At 67.6% G+C, this 17,854-nt stretch carries 15 protein-coding genes and 1 riboswitch; of the genes, 7 read left to right on the top strand and 8 right to left on the bottom strand.

Features of this window, described 5'->3' with window-relative positions:
- The first annotated feature begins 185 nt into the window (after positions 1-185).
- Positions 186-617, top strand: a complete 432-nt coding sequence (locus ACKN61_RS17270; protein WP_408950560.1) for a GFA family protein — start codon at positions 186-188, stop codon at positions 615-617.
- 30 nt (positions 618-647) lie between these two features.
- Here the strand turns inward: ACKN61_RS17270 and ACKN61_RS17265 are convergent, their stop codons facing one another.
- The 3 genes from ACKN61_RS17265 to ACKN61_RS17255 are packed head-to-tail and all read right to left on the bottom strand — an operon-like array spanning position 648 to position 3,108.
- Positions 648-1,046 carry a hypothetical protein gene (locus ACKN61_RS17265; RefSeq protein WP_408950559.1) on the bottom strand — a complete coding sequence of 133 codons (399 nt, stop codon included), beginning with the start codon at positions 1,044-1,046 and terminating at the stop codon, positions 648-650.
- Positions 1,047-1,073: 27 nt separating this feature from the next.
- Positions 1,074-1,856 (bottom strand): LytR/AlgR family response regulator transcription factor, encoded by a 783-nt coding sequence (locus tag ACKN61_RS17260; RefSeq protein ID WP_408950558.1) that lies wholly within the window; start codon positions 1,854-1,856, stop codon positions 1,074-1,076.
- Positions 1,849-3,108 (bottom strand): histidine kinase, encoded by a 1,260-nt coding sequence (locus ACKN61_RS17255; protein WP_031374051.1) that lies wholly within the window; start codon positions 3,106-3,108, stop codon positions 1,849-1,851. The genes ACKN61_RS17260 and ACKN61_RS17255 overlap by 8 nt, the downstream gene beginning before the upstream one ends.
- Before the next feature lie 498 nt (positions 3,109-3,606).
- On the opposite strand from ACKN61_RS17255, the gene ACKN61_RS17250 reads away from it, so the two are divergent.
- Together ACKN61_RS17250 and ACKN61_RS17245 are read left to right on the top strand one after the other, a co-directional pair.
- On the top strand, positions 3,607-4,335 hold the full coding sequence (locus ACKN61_RS17250; protein ID WP_408950557.1) for a hypothetical protein: 729 nt from the start codon (positions 3,607-3,609) through the stop codon (positions 4,333-4,335).
- Between the two features lie 5 nt (positions 4,336-4,340).
- Positions 4,341-4,949 carry a DUF2846 domain-containing protein gene (locus ACKN61_RS17245; protein WP_408950556.1) on the top strand — a complete coding sequence of 203 codons (609 nt, stop codon included), beginning with the start codon at positions 4,341-4,343 and terminating at the stop codon, positions 4,947-4,949.
- Positions 4,950-5,047: 98 nt separating this feature from the next.
- On the opposite strand, the gene ACKN61_RS17240 is transcribed toward ACKN61_RS17245, so the two are convergent.
- Positions 5,048-6,046 carry a restriction endonuclease gene (locus tag ACKN61_RS17240; RefSeq protein WP_408950555.1) on the bottom strand — a complete coding sequence of 333 codons (999 nt, stop codon included), beginning with the start codon at positions 6,044-6,046 and terminating at the stop codon, positions 5,048-5,050.
- Positions 6,047-6,189: 143 nt separating this feature from the next.
- Positions 6,190-9,063, bottom strand: coding sequence for an aminomethyl-transferring glycine dehydrogenase (gcvP, locus tag ACKN61_RS17235; protein ID WP_408950554.1), 2,874 nt, complete (start codon positions 9,061-9,063; stop codon positions 6,190-6,192).
- Positions 9,064-9,102: 39 nt separating this feature from the next.
- Positions 9,103-9,273, bottom strand: a riboswitch (glycine riboswitch).
- Positions 9,274-9,516: 243 nt separating this feature from the next.
- On the opposite strand from gcvP, the gene ACKN61_RS17230 reads away from it, so the two are divergent.
- Both ACKN61_RS17230 and ACKN61_RS17225 read left to right on the top strand, forming a co-directional pair.
- Positions 9,517-9,972 carry a VOC family protein gene (locus ACKN61_RS17230; RefSeq protein ID WP_408950553.1) on the top strand — a complete coding sequence of 152 codons (456 nt, stop codon included), beginning with the start codon at positions 9,517-9,519 and terminating at the stop codon, positions 9,970-9,972.
- Positions 9,973-10,092: 120 nt separating this feature from the next.
- Positions 10,093-11,286 (top strand): multidrug effflux MFS transporter, encoded by a 1,194-nt coding sequence (locus ACKN61_RS17225; protein ID WP_408953850.1) that lies wholly within the window; start codon positions 10,093-10,095, stop codon positions 11,284-11,286.
- 278 nt (positions 11,287-11,564) lie between these two features.
- On the opposite strand, the gene ACKN61_RS17220 is transcribed toward ACKN61_RS17225, so the two are convergent.
- The 3 genes from ACKN61_RS17220 to ACKN61_RS17210 form a co-directional block, all read right to left on the bottom strand.
- Complete coding sequence (locus ACKN61_RS17220; protein WP_408950552.1) at positions 11,565-13,646, bottom strand: phosphocholine-specific phospholipase C; 2,082 nt, start codon at positions 13,644-13,646, stop codon at positions 11,565-11,567.
- 129 nt (positions 13,647-13,775) lie between these two features.
- Positions 13,776-15,056, bottom strand: coding sequence for an amino acid permease (locus ACKN61_RS17215; RefSeq protein WP_408950551.1), 1,281 nt, complete (start codon positions 15,054-15,056; stop codon positions 13,776-13,778).
- A 4-nt stretch (positions 15,057-15,060) separates the two neighbouring features.
- The gene (locus tag ACKN61_RS17210; protein ID WP_408950550.1) at positions 15,061-16,185 is read right to left on the bottom strand and encodes an aromatic ring-hydroxylating oxygenase subunit alpha; all 1,125 of its coding nucleotides are present in this window, start codon (positions 16,183-16,185) and stop codon (positions 15,061-15,063) included.
- A 206-nt stretch (positions 16,186-16,391) separates the two neighbouring features.
- Between ACKN61_RS17210 and ACKN61_RS17205 the strand changes: the two genes are divergently transcribed.
- The gene (locus tag ACKN61_RS17205) at positions 16,392-17,075 is read left to right on the top strand and encodes a vWA domain-containing protein (RefSeq protein ID WP_408950549.1); all 684 of its coding nucleotides are present in this window, start codon (positions 16,392-16,394) and stop codon (positions 17,073-17,075) included.
- Positions 17,076-17,092: 17 nt separating this feature from the next.
- A complete protein-coding gene (locus ACKN61_RS17200) occupies positions 17,093-17,854 on the top strand; it encodes a PP2C family serine/threonine-protein phosphatase (RefSeq protein ID WP_031373079.1) in 762 nt (253 codons plus the stop codon).

Raw genomic sequence — 17,854 nt, 5'->3', positions numbered from 1 at the left:
CATCCCTGTCCCGATGAAAAACGGCCCGCATCCATGCGGGCCGCCCTCCGGGTCTACTATTGCCTTCGCGAGTGCTCGGCGGCGCACAGCAACGGCCAGTGCAACAGCAACAGCCGGTGCAACGTCAACGGCGAGGCCAACAGCGACAGCCGCATCCCATCTACGTCCCATTCATCGAGACCGCCATGCTGATCCACGGAGCTTGCCACTGCGGCAATATCGTTTTCGATCTCGACTGGCGGCCGGAGCCGAGCGAAATTCCGGCGCGCGCCTGCACTTGCTCGTTCTGCACCAAGCACGCAGGCGTGTGGACCTCGTGTCCTACGGGTTCGCTGCGGGTGCGGGTCAACGAACCCGCCCTGGTGTCGCGCTACGACTTCGGTACGCAGACCGCCGATTTCCATGTCTGCGCGCGGTGCGGGGTGGTGCCGGTGGTCACCAGCCGCATCGACGGGGCGCTGTATGCGGTGGTCAACGTCAACACATTCGAGGGCGTCGATGAGGCGATGCTGCGGCGGTCGCCGTCGACGCTCGACGACGAGACCGAAGCCGTGCGTCTGGCCCGGCGCCGGCGCAACTGGATCGCCGATGTCGAGTATGTCGAGCGGGCCGATTGAGGCTGTGCCGCGGTCCCGGTCCGCGCGCGATCAGCGCTGGCTTTCTGCGCTCTTGCAGTCGGCGTTCATCGCCTGGTCCTCGGCGCTGACGCAAAGCTTGAATCCCGGTTCCAGGCCGATCACTTCCTTGTCGGAACCGGCGGCCATCGCGAAGCGTTCGAAAGGCTGGCTGGCGCAGGGCTGGGCCTCGCCAGCCGGGCTCGTGGCCGTATTGCCCGCAACGGCGCAATCGTCATGGAACAGGGTGTAGTGGCATTGCCCGCTCCGGCTGGCCAAGCATTCGAATTTGGCGATGCGGTCGGTGACGCGCACCTCGCTGTCGATGATGTCGATGCCGTCGACGCTGGCGCGGTGGACGATGGTGGTCGCGCCGATATCGCAACCGAGCAAGGCGAACAGGTAGTACAGCAAAGCCGTGAAGTTGCGCATAGGTCACCTGGATCGTGGGTTGCCGCGTTACATCGTGCGGAACAGGGTCATGAAGGGCTGACTGACGGTCAGGGTTTCCGGGCGGTTGCGCAGGCGCACGCTGCCCTTGCCGCTGTCGTCGCGGACGATGGAAGCGATCGCCTTGAGGTTGACGATGGTCGAGCGATGGATCTGCTTGAACATGGTCGCGTCGAGCACGTCGAGCAGTTCGCGGATCGGCTTGCGCAGCAGGGCTTCGCCCTCGGCGGTCACCACCGTGGTGTATTTGTTGTCGGCACGGAAGTAGGCGATATCGTCGACCAGGATCAGGCGCGTCTCGCGGCCGGTGCTCGCGGTGATCCAGGTCAGCGGCGGCGTGTTGCGCTTGGGCTCGCGGTTGGCGAGTTGCTGGGCGAGCTCGGACAGCGCATCGGCATCGGTCTGATGGGCGGCGCTGCGTTGCTGCAGGCGCTGCACGGTGACGGCGAGGCGTTCGGGCGTGACCGGCTTGAGCAGGTAGTCGATCGCGCCCTGCTCGAAAGCGTCGATGGCGTACTGGTCGTAGGCGGTGACGAACACGATCTGGGTCTGCGGGCTGACCTCGGCTGCGGCGGTGGCGACATCGATGCCGGTCAGGCCGGGCATGCGGATGTCGAGGAAGGCGATGTCGGGCCGATGCTCGGCCAGGGCTTCCAGCGCTTCGGCGCCGTCTTCGCATTCGGCGACGATCTGCAATTGCGGCCAGGCGCCGCGCAAGGAGTCGATCAGTGCCTGGCGCAGCAGGGCCTCGTCTTCGGCGACCAGGGCGGTGGAGGGAGCGGGCTTAGACATAGATGGGTTCCTCGCGCGCGGCCAGCGGCACGCTGATCGTCGCGGCGACGCCGTTGGGGAAATTGGCGACGACCGCGAGTTGGGCGTCGCCTCCGTACACCAGTTGCAGGCGCTCGCGCACGTTGCGCAGGCCGATGCCGGTGCCGGCGTTGGTGGAGTTGAAGCCTTCGCCGTCGTCGGCGACGGTGATGGCGACGCGGTGGTCGTTGCGGCGCGCGAGAATCCACACGGTGCCGCCGCCGGGCTTGGGTTCCAGGCCGTGCTTGATGGCGTTCTCGACCAGGGTCTGCAGCATCATCGGCGGCAACGGAATCGTGCGCAGTTCCTCGGGCACGTCGATCTGCAGCGCCAGCCGGGCGCCCATGCGCAGCTTGAGAATTTCCAGATAAGCGCGGGAGCGGTCGAGCTCGTCGCCGAGTGTGGACTGCGCGTCCTCGGTGCGCGGCAGCGAACGGCGCAGGAAGTCGATCAGATGGCCCAGCATGATGTCGGCGCGCGGCGGGTCGTTGCGGGTCAGGTACTGGGCGCTGGCGAGAGTGTTGTAGAGGAAGTGCGGTTCGACCTGGGCGTGCAGCAGGCTCAGCTTGGCCACGGCGAGTTCCTTCTCGGTGACCGTGCGGGTGGTGCTGACGCGCTCGGTGCGCCGGCGCTCGGCGATGCGACGGGTGATGGCGCGCACGACCGCCTCGGCGTTCTCCAGGTTGGTACCGCCGTCGACGCGAAACCAGTCGCTCCAGGCTCCGGTCTCGGGCTCGCAGATCAGGGTGATGCTGCCGCTGTCCTCGCCGGGCGTGACCGTGGCCAGGATCTGGTTGCGGGTCCAGCGGCTGTGATTGCGCACCACGCCCTGGCGATCGGTGCGGCTGCGTCCGTACAGGTTGGGGCGCTGCACCTTGGCGCTGACCTGCAGGCTGTCGCGGGCGCTTTCGATCTCCTCGACGCGCGGCAGTTCGCGGATCGCCGCGTCGAGCAGGTCGAACACCTCGCCGGCCTCGAACGGCACCTCGATCTGGCGGCGGTGGCGGTTGGCGAGGGTGTCGCGGTCGATATGTCCGGCGATCAGGCGCACCCGGCGCAGATGCGAGAAAGCGTTGGTGACGACGTAGGCGACGACCAGCGCGGCGATGATGAACAGCGGGGCCACGTCCTGGTGCTCGAGCCCCGGCGTAACCGAGGACAGCAGCGCCATCAGCAGGAACACGCCGAACCATGCGGCGGCGAGGCGGACGATGAAGAAGAAGCTCCTGATCACGACGGGTCCGAAAGGGGCTTGGGTTGCGACGCAGCATAGTCGTCTGCCGGCCGGGTGGAAGTGGGGGCGCGACGAAGCCGGGGGAGGGGGCGACGAAAGCGGTTCGAGACGGAACGAAGCGCTGGCCCTGCGCGTCTTGGCTGGCCGCTTCGGCCAATGCGGGCTGCATGCGATCCAGGGGAATGTGGATCGGCCATCTTCTCCCGCCAGCGGGAGAAGGGTTGCCTGCGAGCCGACTCGTTCGCAGCGCTCTCCCGCTTGCGGCGACCGTAGCGCGTGCTAAGTCGAGAGGAGGCGGGTAAAGGCGATGAGTGAGGCAGCGGCAGCTCGCCGGCGACCGTCTCGTCCCTGGTAGCCGATCAACGAGCGGCAATGTGTTTCCGGTGCCGCCGCAATGTGACTTGCGATGACTCGGCGATCCAGGCGAAAAACCCGCTTGGCAAAGCCTCGGCGTTCCGATAGCGTGACGGCCGCCAAGGACGGTTGGGGGCCGCCTTCATGTTTTCGATGTCTACCGTGTTGATCGCCGCCTTGGCGATGACTCCGCCGCAGCCGATGCCGGCCGCCGCCGAGGCGCCGAGTGCGCTGCCCGCCGCACCCGCACCCGCGCCCGCACCCGCGGCGGTGCCGGTATCCGGGCCTGCTCCAGCGTCCATCTCCGAAACCGCTCCGGCGCCGGCATTGCCCTCGGCAGCCGCCGGCAGCGCCGGTGCCCTGCGTATCGTCGCCGGTACCGACGTGCTGCTCGAAACCCTGCAGCCTTTGAGTTCGGCCACGCTCAAGCGCGGCGACAAGTTCGGGCTGCGGCTGGCGCAAGCGCTGAGCGTCGACGGCACGCTCGTGCTGCCGGCCGGTACCACCGGCGTGGGCGAGGTGATCCATGCCGAGCGTTCGCGCAGCGGCGGCAAGCCGGGCGAGTTGTTGCTTGCCGCGCGCTATCTCGAAGCCGATGGCCGGCAGATCCCACTGCGCAGCTTCCGCGTCGGCTCGGCCGGTGTCGACAAGTCGGGCCAGGTCATCGGCCTGGCCATCGCCGTCGGCGTGTTCGCGATGTTCATACGCGGCGGCGAGATCCAGATCCCTCCGTATACCCAGGCCCAGGCGCGCATCGCACAGGACGTCGATCTGACGCCCGCTGCCGCGGCGCCGGAGCACGCTCAGGCCTCCGCGCCTGTCGTCACCACCGAACCACCCGTCACCACCCAAACTGGGGAAGCTGTCCAATGAAGTCGATGTCGTCGCGTGTCCTGTTGATTGCTCTGTTGTTGCCGGTGTCGGCGTTCGCCACCGGCGGTTCGCTGGCCTGGAACGGCAAGGCGCCTTCCGATCCGGCCAAGCAGCTCCCGAATGCCGAGGCGAGCGCTTCGGCGGAAGCCAAGAGCGAAGCCGGTACCGCACCCGCGGTCGAAGGCAATGCTGCAGCGACGGCGGCACCGGCGGCAGCGCCGAGCGCGGCCGCGACTGCGTCGGCCAGCGCGAAGTCGGCTGCGGCCAACAGCGGCCTGATCGCCGCGCCGCCTGCAGGCAAGGGCCAGATCGTGTTTTTCCGCCCGGCCAAGTTCGTCGGTGGCGCGGTCGGCTACAAGGTGCGCGAAGGCGCGGTCGAACTGGGCAAGCTGCGCAGCGGCAAGTACTTCGTCGTCGCGGTCGAGCCGGGCGCGCACGAGTACACCGTGCATTCGGAAGCCAAGGATATCCTCAACATGGAAGTCGAAGCCGGCGAAACCTATTACGTAAAGGGTACGGTCACGATCGGCATTCTGGCCGGGCGTCCGAACCTGTCGCCGTCGACGGTGGCGGAGTTCGACGAGATCGCCGGCAAGCTCAAGCTCACCAAGTAAGGGCAGGACGCGGCGAACGCATCGCGCCGCCGTAGTCGTAGCAGAACAAAAAGCCCCGCACGCGCGGGGCTTTTTTGTTTTACATGCTGGATTGCCGCTCACGCAGGCCAGTAAGTCTTTTTCAATGGGACCAGCCTCTTGGTCACCGCATCTGTCGTTTCATAGTGCTCGAGAAGCGCGCGCACCAAATGATCGAGAGTCCACAACGTCAGCGGAATTTTGGCTCGATCTGCTTCGTAATGCGCGTCTTTGCTGTAGCCGCCGGTGCTGACGTACAAGCCCCGGTCTTCAGCGTGGCGACCGCCCAGGAAGCTGCGAATGTCCTGGCTGCCCATTTTCTGCTTGCGGTGTTTTACCTCGACTACGATGCGCGGATGTTCAAAACCGAAGCCATCGGGTGAGGCGATGATGTCGCGACCCCGGTCCGAGCCTGGCGTCGAAACCTGAGTCTTGTAGCCCATTGCACGCAGGATGCCGGCTACCAGTTCTTGCATATCCTCCCAACCGAGCGCATTGACGAGGTCTTTAATTCGCTCCCTGGCTTGCAATTCGATGTCGTCGAAAACGGCAACGGACTCCTGTTCGACGGATTCTTCGATTGATGGTGGGGTGGACGGTTTTCCAGCTTGAGCGGCCAGGACCTCTTCTGCAGGGGCATCGGGCACCACAAAAACAGTCAGAGTGGATCCGAGACTGTTCTTTGTCGTGGGAGTCAGAATGTCGCGGCGTAGCTCCTGGGGTTGCCATTCGACCGGTCTAATCAATGACATGCCTTTGCTCGAGCCTTCAGGTTGGTACTCTGATTCGCCTACGACCTTGCCGACCAGGTATGTACGATTGGCCGGCGAGTAGGTAATTACCCAATCGCCGATGCCGATTTCGTTGATGAAGCGCCAAACCTGCGACGCGCCCGAGATCGCAGTGCCTTCCTTCGCCTGCGGGGCGTCGGCCTTGTACAGCTCGATTAACTGTCTGCGGGTCATGCCCAGCCTGGCTCTTGCTGCCAGTTCGTTCCAACCAATCGCCACCACGCCACGTTCGCGAAAATCGTCGTACAGCTGCCCACCTTCACCGCGGACCATCCACATCCTTGCCATTATTTCCTCCGTTGTTGTCAGCCGATCATAAACGGAGGTTTGCGGTCGCCGCCATGACGTAGGCATCAGCTTGAGTACGAACAAAAAAGCCCCGCATTCGCGGGGCCTTTCGTTTTATCGCTTCAGTGCAACCCAGCCGGGGCTCAGGCCTCGACTTCTTCCTTGTAAGCATCGATCGGAATGCAGGCGCACATGACGTTCTTGTCGCCGTAGACGTTGTCGACGCGCGACACCGGCGGCCAGTACTTCTGCAGGCGCAGGGTCGGCAGCGGGAACGCGGCCAGCTCGCGCGGGTAGGCACGGGTCCACTCGCTCGCGGTGACCTGCGAGGCGGTGTGCGGGGCATGCTTGAGCGGGTTGTCCTCGCGATCCAGGCGGCCGTCTTCGACCGCGCGGATTTCGTCGCGGATCTGGATCATCGCGTCGATGAAACGGTCCAGCTCGTGCTGCGATTCGCTTTCGGTCGGCTCGACCATCAGCGTGCCTGCGACCGGGAAGCTCAGGGTCGGGGCGTGGAAGCCGAAGTCGATCAGGCGCTTGGCGACGTCCTCGGCGCTGACGCCGGTGGCGTCCTTGATCGGGCGCAGGTCGAGGATGCACTCGTGCGCGACCAGGCCGTTGCGGCCGGTGTACAGCGTTTCGTAGTGCGGGGCGAGGCGCTTGGCGATGTAGTTGGCGTTGAGCAGCGCCACTTGCGTGGCCTTGCGCAGGCCGGCGGTGCCCATCAGGGTGACGTACATCCACGAGATCGGCAGGATGCTCGCCGAGCCGAAGCTCGCCGCGCTGACCATGCCGACGATGCCTTCGCCGTCGACGGTCTTCGGCAGGAACGGCGCCAGGTGCGACTTGACCGCGCAGGGGCCGACGCCGGGACCGCCGCCGCCGTGCGGGATGCAGAAAGTCTTGTGCAGGTTCAGATGAGAGACGTCCGAGCCCCACTTGCCGGGCTTGGCGACGCCGACCAGGGCGTTCATGTTGGCGCCGTCGGTGTACACCTGGCCGCCGTGCTTGTGGATGATCTCGCAGATCTCGACCACTTCCTCCTCGAACACGCCGTGCGTGGACGGGTAGGTCATCATGATCGCGGCAAGGCGGTCGCTGTACTTCTCGGCGGCGCGGCGGATGTCGTCGACGTCGACGTTGCCGTTGCTGTCGGTCTTGGTCACCACCACGGTCATGCCGCACATCTGCGCCGAGGCCGGGTTGGTGCCGTGGGCGGAGTCGGGGATCAGGCAGATGTCGCGATGGCCTTCGCCGCGCGAGCGGTGATAGGCGCGGATCGCCAGCAGGCCGGCGTATTCGCCCTGGGCGCCGGAGTTCGGCTGCAGGCTGACCGCGTCGTAGCCGGTGCACTCGACCAGCATCGCCTCGAGTTCGTCGATCAGCTGGGTGTAGCCGGTGGTCTGGTCGGCCGGGGCGAGCGGATGGATGTTGCCGAACTCGGGCCAGGTCACCGGGATCATCTCGGCGGTGGCGTTGAGCTTCATCGTGCACGAGCCCAGCGGGATCATGGTGCGATCCATCGCCAGGTCCTTGTCGGCCAGCGAGCGCATGTAGCGCAGCAGTTCGTGTTCGCTGTGGTGGGTGTTGAACACCGGGTGCTGCAGGAACGAGGACGTACGCACCAGCGCGGCCGGGATCGCGTCGACGGCTTCGCGGTCGAGCGCGTCGATGTCGAGCTGCACGCCGAACGCGCCGGCGAGGGCGACGAGTTCGTCGCGGGTCACGGTTTCGTCGAGGCTGATGCTGAGGCTGCCGGCGTCGATCTCGCGCAGGTTGATGTTGGCCGCGCGCGCCTTGGCGTGGATCGCGTTCGCGTCGACGCCGCTGACGTGCAGGGTGTCGAAGAAGCCGCTGCCGACGGCGATGCCGGCCTTGCCGAGTGCGGCGGCGAGGATCGTGGCCTGGCGGTGGACGCGGCGGGCGATGCGGATCAGGCCATCGGGGCCGTGGTAGACGGCATACATGCTCGCCATCACTGCAAGCAGCACTTGAGCGGTACAGATGTTGCTGGTCGCCTTCTCGCGGCGGATGTGCTGCTCGCGGGTCTGCAGGGTCAGACGGTAGGCCGGCTTGCCGTCGGTGTCGACCGAGACGCCGATCAGACGGCCCGGCATCGAGCGCTTATAGGCATCGCGGCAGGCCATGAAGCCGGCGTGCGGGCCGCCGAAACCGAACGGCACGCCGAAGCGCTGGGTGTTGCCGACGACGATGTCGGCGCCCCATTCGCCCGGTGCCTTCAGCAGGGTCAGCGCGAGCAGGTCGCTGGCCACGGCGACGATGCCGCCGCGCGCGTGCACGGCGTCGGCGACGCTCTGGTAATCCTTGACCGCGCCGAAGGTGTCCGGGTACTGCAGCAGGGCGCCGAAGGCGTCGACCGTCGCCGCTTCGGCGTCGTCGCCGATGTGCAGTTCGATCGCCAGCGGTTCGGCGCGTGTGCGCAGCACTTCCAGGGTCTGCGGGTGGATGTTCCTGGAGACGAAGAAAGTGTCCGACTTGGACTTGGCCGAACGCTTGGCCAGGGTCATCGCCTCGGCGGCGGCGGTGCCTTCGTCGAGCAGCGAGGCGTTGGCGATTTCCATCCCGGTCAGGTCGGCGACCATGGTCTGGAAGTTGATCAGCGCCTCCATGCGGCCCTGCGAGATCTCCGCCTGGTAGGGCGTATAGGCCGTGTACCAGGCCGGGTTCTCGAGGATGTTGCGCAGGATGACGTTCGGGGTGTGGGTGCCGTAGTAGCCGCGGCCGATGAAGCTGCGGAACACCTGGTTCTTGGTGGCGATGGCGCGGATCTTGGCCAGCGCTTCGACTTCGCTGATCGCGGCCGGCAGGGCCAGCGGCTGGGTCGACTTGATCGAGCCGGGGACGATGGCGTCGGTCAGGGCTTCGAGCGAGTCGTAGCCGACCTGCTCCAACATGTGGCCGATCTCGGCGTCGTTGGGGCCGATGTGGCGCTCGATGAAGGCGTCGTGGTGCTCGAGATCGCGCAAGGAAGTTGCGCTGTTGGCGGCTGGGCTCATGGCAGGGGCGTCCGAAGGCAGCGTGCGGTGCCGCACGCGAGGCGCCCCTCTGTCCTTTTGCCTGAGAGTTTAAAAGCGTGCTGCGGTCAGGCAGCTAGGGGAGGGATGGCCACGGGGGCCGCTCCTGTCCGCGCTCGCTTCGTGCCCCTTCGGCGCCGGTTCTGCCCCGCTGTCTCAGCGTACGCAGGCGGTCTCTCCAGAGTTTTGTACACGCGGCGGTATGGGGCCTGAGCGATTACGGGCGTTGCGCCTTCGGCAGCGGGCCTGGCTGGGGGGCCGGGCCGCTTCTCCCACCGGGTGTTTCAAGCCGCGATTATAGCCGCAGCGGCGGCTTCGGGGCGACGTTGCCGGGGCTGGCGGCAGCCGGCTTCATCCCGGGTTTCGACGCCGCGACCCGGTTCAGGAAGGCCGATTCGCCGTAACATGGTCGTGGTCCCTCCCGGAGCTTCCTGCATGGACCGTCCCCCGTTCCAACTGCTGCAACTCGATCACGTGGTGCTGCGCGTGCGCGACACCGAGGCGATGATCGCTTTCTACTGCGAGGTTCTGGGTTGCCGGCTGGAACGGCGCCAGGACGCGATCGGCCTGGTGCAGCTGCGCGCCGGCCTGTCCCTGATCGACCTGGTCGACGTCGAGGGCAAGCTCGGCCGCCTCGGCGGCGCGCCGGCCGGGGCCGAGGCCCGCAATATGGATCACCTGTGCCTGCGCGCCGAGCCCTTCGACCGCGAGGCGATCGTCGCTCACCTGCAGGCGCACGGCGTGCGCATCGGCGACTTCGGCTCGCGCTACGGCGCCGAAGGCGAGGGGCCGTCGCAATACCTGTTCGATCCCGAAGGCAATGTGGTCGAACTCAAGGGCCCGCCCGACGAGGTGCCGATCGACACCCACACTGCCCACGCTCCCAGCTGAGGCCCCGAGCCGACGCTCTCCGATTGGTGATCTCCGATTAATACCTCCGCACCCGATCCTGCTCCGGCCACGAAGACCTTGTCGATCCGCCGGCTGGCCTTGCTGCTCGGCGGCCTGGCGATGTTCGGGCCGTTCTCGATCGATACGATCTTCCCGGCGTTCCCGGTCATGGGCGCCGAGCTGGGCGCCGACAAACTGGCGATGCAGCAGACCATCAGCGTCTATCTGATCGCCTATGCGCTCATGAGCATCGTCCACGGCCCCTTGTCGGACACGATCGGGCGCCGCCGCGTGATCATCGGCGGGCTCAGCGTGTTCACGCTGGCGTCGGTGGGCTGCGCGCTGTCGACGGACCTGTCGACCTTGCTGTTCTTCCGCGCGGTGCAGGGGCTTTCGGCGGGTGTCGGACTGATCGTCGGACGCGCGGTGATCCGCGACGTGCTGCACGGCGACGATGCCCAGCGCCTGATGAGCCAGGTGACGATGATCTTCGGCGTGGCGCCGGCGATCGCGCCGATCATCGGCGGCTGGATCCTCGGCTGGGCGCACTGGCCGGCGATCTTCTGGTTCCTGGTCGGCTTCTCGCTGCTGTTGCTGGCCTCGACCATCTTCCTGCTGCCGGAAACGCATCCGCCGCAGGCGCGCCTGCCGTTGAAGCCCAAGCGCCTGCTGCGCGATTACTTCGCGATCTTCCTCAACCCGCGCTTCCAGCGCCTGACCGCGACCGGCGCGTTCAATTTCGCCGCGCTGTTTTTGTACATCGCCTCGGCGCCGGCGTTCGTGCTCGACATCCTCAAGCTCAACGAACGCCAGTTCGGCTGGTTCTTCGTGCCGACCATCGGCGGCATGGTGCTCGGCTCGTTCGTGTCGGGGCGCTCGGCCGGCAAGATCAGCGGCGACCGCCTGGTGCGCTGGGGCTTCGTGTTTTCCTTCCTCGGCGTGGCCATGAACCTGGGCTACAACCTGTGGACCGACGATCCGCAGATCCCGTGGGCGGTGTTGCCGATGTGCGTGTCGGCGTTCGGCATCGCCCTGGTGTTCCCGATCGTGACCCTGTCGATCCTCGACATGTACCCGCGCCAGCGCGGCTCGGCCTCGTCCCTGCAGGCGTTCTCCGGTCTGGTGGTCAACGCGATCATGGCCGGCGTGCTCTCGCCGCTGATCAGCGCCAGCGCGGTGTCGCTGGCGGTCGCGGCTTCGGCGCTGACCGCGATCGCCTGGTTGTTCTGGCAATGGGAAGCGCGCGTGTCGAAGACCGCCTGCCCGAGCCAGGGCGACGAGGCCGCGGCGGTGGAGCCGCAGGAGTCGTTGTGAGCGATCGTGGCGCTTAGCGCCGTCGCTGTTCCCCCAGCGGTTCCTCCTTCGTTGCTCCCTTTTGCGAGCTGTTCCCCCCTTTGAAAAAGGGGGGGGACTTGCTGTTGCTGTTGATCGAGCCAGAGCAAGAGCCAAAGCAAATCCCCCCTAACCCCCCTTTTCCAAAGGGGGGAAGCGGTAGGTGGGCTCGTTATCTGCGGCTAGCACCGAAAGCCCCGGCATCGCCGCCGAAGAGGCCGGCGACGATGCCTTCGCTCAACTGATCATTCGACCCGAGCTCAGATCAAGCCCGGATCGGTGATGCCGTGCGCGCCGGTTTCGATGCGGCCGGCGAGGCGCCGGTAATACTCGGGGTCGTTGGCGTCGGTGAGCACGAAGTCGTACCACTGGTAGCTTTCGTCCAGGCGGATCGGGCGCTGCCGGGTCGTGCCCGGGCCCAGCCGTTCCAGGCGCGTCTCGTACAGGCCGTATTGATCGGCGATGCTCAGCCGCACCGGTTTGTGGGTGGTGTTGCGCAAGGCCAGGATCAGTTTGCGGCGGCGCAGGCGCAGGTCGGGCACAGTCGTCGCCGAGGGGTTGGCGCCGTGCAGGGAGCCGCGGAACTCGCGGAAGAAGCCGTTCGGTGCGAATACCTGCAAGGCATAGGCGCGGGCGCCGTCGCTGTCGAGCGCCCACTCGCCGTGCAAGGACTTGCCGGGCTCGACGGTGTAGCGGCGCGGGATCGCGTTCGGGTCGAGCAGGTCGTAGACATGGAACACCGCGGCGACGCGGCCGGTGTTGCCGAACTGCAGGCGCACGCGCCGCGCGCCCGCATCGATGCGTTCGCCGACCTGCAGGTCGTAGGGCAGGGCGCGCGAGGGCTTGATGCCGCGTTCCTGTTGCGCCGCGCTCGCCACCGTCGGCGGTTTCGGCGCCGGCAAGCGGCTTTGTTCGGCGACGATGCGGTCGGCGTTGCTGGTGTCGGGCAGGGCCGGGATCGGTTCGCGGTTGGGGTCGACGAAATTGAAGGCGCTGGTGAGGTCGCCGCAGACCGCGCGCCGCCATGGGCTGATGTTGGGTTCCATGACGCCGAAGCGGCGTTCCAGGAAACGGATCACCGAGGTGTGGTCGAACACCTGCGAATTGATCCAGCCGCCGCGGCTCCACGGCGAGATCACGTAGGTCGGCACGCGCGGGCCGAGGCCGTAGGGGCGGTCGTAATAGATCGGCGGGTCGTTGGAGGTGCCGTGCGAGGGGCCCGAGCGCGCGCGATGGTGTTCGCCGCGCAGCTCGACGGTGGAACCGCCGAGGTAAGCGCCCTGGCCGTCGAGCGAGGGCGGCGCCGGCGGCGGGATGTGGTCGAAGAAACCGTCGTTCTCGTCGAAGTTGACGATGAGCACCGTGCGCGCCCAGACCTCGGGGTCGGCGGTCAGCGCGTCGAGCACGCGCGCGGTGTAGTCCGCGCCCCAGATCGGCGCCGACGGCCCCGGATGCTCGGAGTACTTCGCCGGCGCGACCAGCCACGACACCTGCGGCAGGCGGCCGCTGCGCACATCGGCGGCGAGGTCGTCGAGGGTCCAGGTCTTGAGCGCTTTCTCGGCCAAGGCCGAGCCCGGCAACGCCGCGCGGAACTGGCGGAAGCCTTCGAGCGGGTTGTCGGTGAAATTGTCGTCCATGTCCTGGTACAGCTTCCAACTGACCCCGGCCTGTTCCAGGCGCTCGGGATAGGTCGTCCACCAGTAACCTTCATTGGCCGGGCCGTAGTCGTCGAAGGTGTTGACGATCGCCGGGCCGCCGCGGTCGGCGGCCGGGTTGTTGGTGCCGGTCCAGTGGAACAGGCGGTTCGGGTTGGTGCCGGTCTGCTGCGAGCAGTGGTAGGCATCGCACAGGGTGAAGGCATTGGCGAGCGCGTACTGGAACGGGATGTCGGCCTGGCGGTAATAGCCGAGCGAGCGCTCGGTCTTGGCCGGAAGCCAGCGGTCCATCAGGCCGTTGTTCCAGGCCGCCTGCGAATCGGGCCAGGTGTGCGGCGTGCCGCCGATGCGCTGCGCGCTCGTGGTCGTGGTGTCGAGGTGGTAGGGCTGGATCTCGCGGCCTTGCGCGGTCTGCTGATGCCACACCGGTTTTCCGTTCGGCAGCGGAATCGGAAAGCGGTCGCCGAAGCCGCGCACGCCGCGCATCGCTCCGAAGTAGTGATCGAAGGAGCGGTTCTCCTGCATCAGGATCACCACGTGCTTGACGTCGTGGATGGTGCCGGTGACGCGCGCGGCGGGGATCGCGAGCGCTTTCTGGATGCTCGGCGGGAACAGGTTGAGGGCGAGTCCGGCGGCGGTGGCGCCGGCGGCGCTGCGCAGGAAATCGCGGCGTTGATGGTCGGTCATGGGTAATCCGTGCAGTCGTTCGGGGGAGCGGTGGGCAGCCGCTTAGGCAGCCTGCTCGCCGAACGTGGCATCGCGGTTACCAGGTCCGTACCGCCGCGGCGTCCTGTGCGCGGGTACTCAATGTGCGCCTCAACGTCGCCGACGCAACAGCAGATGCACCGGCAGACCCGCGGCGACCAGCACCGCGCCCCACGACAAGGCCTCGGCGCCGATGCCCCACAACGCGTACAGGCTGAAGGCGAGGGCGAAGCCGGCGACGATGCGGCTGCGGCCCTGGCCGCGCAGCAGCCAGGCGGCGCTGCCGGCGACGTAGGGCAGCAAGGTCGCGGCGGTCGACAGCAGGATCGCGAAGGTGAATACCTGCACCAGCGAGCGGCTGTAGTTCGACAGCACCAGGACACTGGCCAGGGCGGCGCCGATCACGATGCCGAGCCTGGGCGTGCCGCGCGCATCGACGCGGGCGAAGAACGCCGGAAACACGCGGTCGCGCGCGGCCGCCAGCGGCAGTTGCCCCGACAACAAGGTCCAACCGTTGAGCGCGCCGAAGCAGGACACCGCCGAGACCGAGGCGAGGGCGAGGCCCGCGGCCGGGCCCCAGATCGAGGCCGCGGCATCGGCCATCGGCGAGGGCGATTGGCGCAGCGTTTCGGCCGGCACCAGGCCGAGCACCACGGTGCAGGCGAGGATGGTGGCGATGCCGGCGAGCAGGGTGCCGATCACGGTCGCGCGCGGCACGTTGCGTTCGGGGGCGGCGATGGCGTCGGCCGGCACGGTCGCCGCTTCCAGGCCGAGCAGCGCCCACAAGGTCAGCGCCGCGGTCGCATTGGCCACCTGCGGCAATGAACCGCCGCCAGGATTGAACGGGCGAAACGCGGTGCCGGGATCGAGCCACCACAGCGCGACCGCGCCGAACAACAACAGCGGCAACAATTTCAGGGCGGTGGTGACGAGTTGCATGCGGCCGGCTTCGCGTACCCCGGCCAGGTTCACGCCGGCGCAGATCCACAGCGCCGCCAACGCGCAGGCTGCGGCACGCGCGGGCGTCGCGGTCAGCTGCGGCGAAATCGCGCCGAGGCTGCCGGCGAAGGCCACCGCGATGGCGGCGTTGGCGCACCAGATCGAGATCCAGTAACTCCAGGCGACGACGAAGCCGACGCTGTCGCCGAAGGCGCGATGCGCATAGGTGTAGGGCCCGCCGCTGTGCGGCCAGCGCATCGCCATGCGGGCGAAGGTCCAGGCGAGCAACAAGGCCCCGCACAAGGTGATCGCCCAACCGATCAGGCTGGCGCCGCCGTAAGGCGCCAACGCCGCCGGCAGCAGGAACACGCCGCTGCCGATCATGCTGCCGACGACCAGCGCCGTCGCGGTCCACAGGCCCAGCGGGCGTGCGCTCGCGGGCGTGGTCTGCAAGCGGCTAGCGCTCCACCCAGGCGGCGGGAATCGCGGCCGGGCCGGCAGCGCGATAGGCGTCGCGCAACAACTCCTGGAAGTGATGCACGGCGTTTTCGCGCAAGGGGTTCAGGCGTCCGGCCACGTACGAGCCCGAGGCCAGCCCGCGTTGCACGTCGGCGCAGATGGTCAGGTCTTCCAACTGCACTTCGTCGCTGAATTCCAGGTCGGCCTCGCGGCGCGTGCGCGCCTCGAGCGAGTCGTCGGGGGTGTAGTAGAAATCGAACTCGACCCGGCAACGGTCGACGCCGATCGGCACCACCCGGTTGGTCTGCAGCCGCCCGGGCAGGATGTTGAGCATGGTGTTCGGCCACAGCCAGTAGTACAGCGCATCGCCGTTGCCGTACAGGCCGTCGCCGCTTTCCAGCGGGCTCCATTGATAGGAATACCAGCGCGCGGTCTCGGTGATGTAGCTGCGGTAATCCAGCAGGCGGTTGAGGCCGGGATGGATGTGCGGGACGTGGTAGCCCTCGAGATAGTTGTCGACGTAGACCTTCCAATTGCAGGCGACGTCGTAACCGACCCGGCGATGGTGGCGATAATGTTCGAGCCCGCGTTCGGCGCCGATGCGCGCATCGACGCCGGCGACGAACTCGTCGAAATCGAGGTTCGGATGCGACGCGGCGAACACCAGCCCCTGCCAGACCCGCACCCGCAACTGCGGCAGGCGGATCTGCGCCGGATCGAAGTCGGGCGCCTGCGCCATCTCCGGCGCCGAGCGCAGCACGCCGTCGAGGCCGTAGGTCCAGCCGTGGTAGCGGCAGCGCAGCGAACGCGTGGCCAGGCCGTCGCAACTTGCGATCGGCCCGGCGCGGTGCCGGCAGACGTTGTGGAAGACGCGGATCTCGTCGTCGCTGCCGCGCACCGCGATCACCGGCAGGCCGGCGAAGTCGGCGACGACGTGGTCGCCGGCGTCGCGCAACTGGCAGACATGGGCGATCAACTGCCAGGCGGGGTCGAAGATGGTGGCGCGGTCGCGCGCGGCCATGGCCGGCTCGACGTAGTAGTGCGCGGGCAGGGCAGTGGCGTGGCTGAGCGCCTGCGGGGCGAGATCGGCAGCGGCGGCGACGTGGGCGGCGGGCTCGGTCATGGCCCGAGTATCGCGCCGCAGCGGGGCCGCGCCTAGGCCCGGCGAATGGACGCGACGCAGGCCCGATGGCCGCGGCTGTATCCGCCGCGCAGGGCCTGTTCGCAGGCGTTTGCAGGCCGTTGTGGCCCGCCGCGACCTGGGCCCGCGCCGACCACCCCGGCTCGTGGCTATACTCGGCCCCTATCTCCATGCAGCAAAGGAATGCCATGAATCAGCCCGTGATCCCCGATGTAGCCCTGGTCGACAACACCGAGCAGCGCACCCCGCTGGTTTTGGTGCTCGACTGCTCCGGCAGCATGCTCGGCGAGCCGGTCCGGCAATTGAACGAAGGCCTGAAGCTGCTCGAACAGGAGCTCAAGTCCGACGTGATCGCGGCCAAGCGCGTGCGCGTGCTGGTGGTGCGCTACGGCGGTTTCGACACCGCCGAGGTGGTCGGCGATTGGTGCGACGCGATGGATTTCACCGCGCCGACCCTGGAGGCCGAAGGCACCACGCCGACCGGCCGCGCCATCGAACTGGCCCTGGCCGAAGTCGAAAACGAAAAGCAGCGCTTCAAGCAGGCCGGCATCGCCTACACCCGGCCGTGGCTGTTCCTGATGTCGGACGGTTCGCCGACCGACGCCTGGGAAACCGCGGCCAAGCAGGCGCGCGACGCCGAGCAGGCCAACAAGGTCGCGATCTTCCCGATCGCGGTCGGCGAAGGCTCGCAGGACAAGGCCATGGCCCAGTTCAGCAGCAAGGGTGCGGCCGGCGTGAAGCGCCTGCAGGGTCTGCAGTTCCGCGAATTGTTCCTGTGGCTCAGCGCGAGCATGCAGGTGGTGTCGCAGTCGCGGCCGGGCGGTCAGGCGCAGTTGCCCTCGACCGACACCTGGTCGTCGGTGCCGACCTGAGCGGCGGGTCCCGGGCCATGGGCTGGCGGATCTATGCGGCATCGGCCACCGGAAAATCGCATCTCGACAAAGGCATTCCCTGCCAGGACGCGTTCGCTTTCCACGCCGACGGCGACGTCCTGGTGGCGGTGGTCTGCGACGGCGCGGGTTCGGCGGCGTCGAGCGACGTCGGTTCGCGCCTGACCGCCGACACGGTGGTGCGCAACCTGGCCGCGGCCTGGGCGCAGCAGGGCGATGCTTCGGCGACGAGCGAGCAGGCGGTGTTCGAACTGGCGGCCGCCGCGGTGCTCGACGCGCGTGCGGCGCTGATCGCCGTGGCCGGCGCAGCGCAGGCGGAGTTGTCGAGTTATGCCGCGACCCTGGTCGGCTTCGTCGGCGATGCGGAGCGCGGTTGGTTTTTCCACATCGGCGACGGCCTCGGCGTGGCCGAAGCGGCCGATGCGCAGACGCACGCCGCGCGCGTGTCGGCGCCGGAGAACGGCGAGTACGCCAACGAAACTTACTTCGTCACCGGCGAGGCCTGGCGCGAGCATTTGCGCGTGCTGGCCGTGCCGTACCCGGTGGCTCGCTTGAACCTGATGTCCGACGGCGCGATGCCGTTCGCGATGGAAAAGGGCAATGCCGGCCTGTACCGGCCCTTCATCGATCCGGTCGCGCGTTATCTGGCCTCGGTCGACGAAGACGCGGGCAGCCGCGCCTTGTTCGGTACCCTCGACGATCCGCGCACGCACGGCATCACGTCCGACGACAAGACCCTGCTGATCGCCTTGCGGGTCTGA

Origin of the sequence: Lysobacter sp. Hz25 (assembly GCF_046097045.1) — a bacterium.
Classification (GTDB): domain Bacteria; phylum Pseudomonadota; class Gammaproteobacteria; order Xanthomonadales; family Xanthomonadaceae; genus Lysobacter; species Lysobacter antibioticus_B.
Note: the sequence above shows the minus strand (reverse complement) of the source record. Positions and strands in the feature narration are given on the sequence as shown.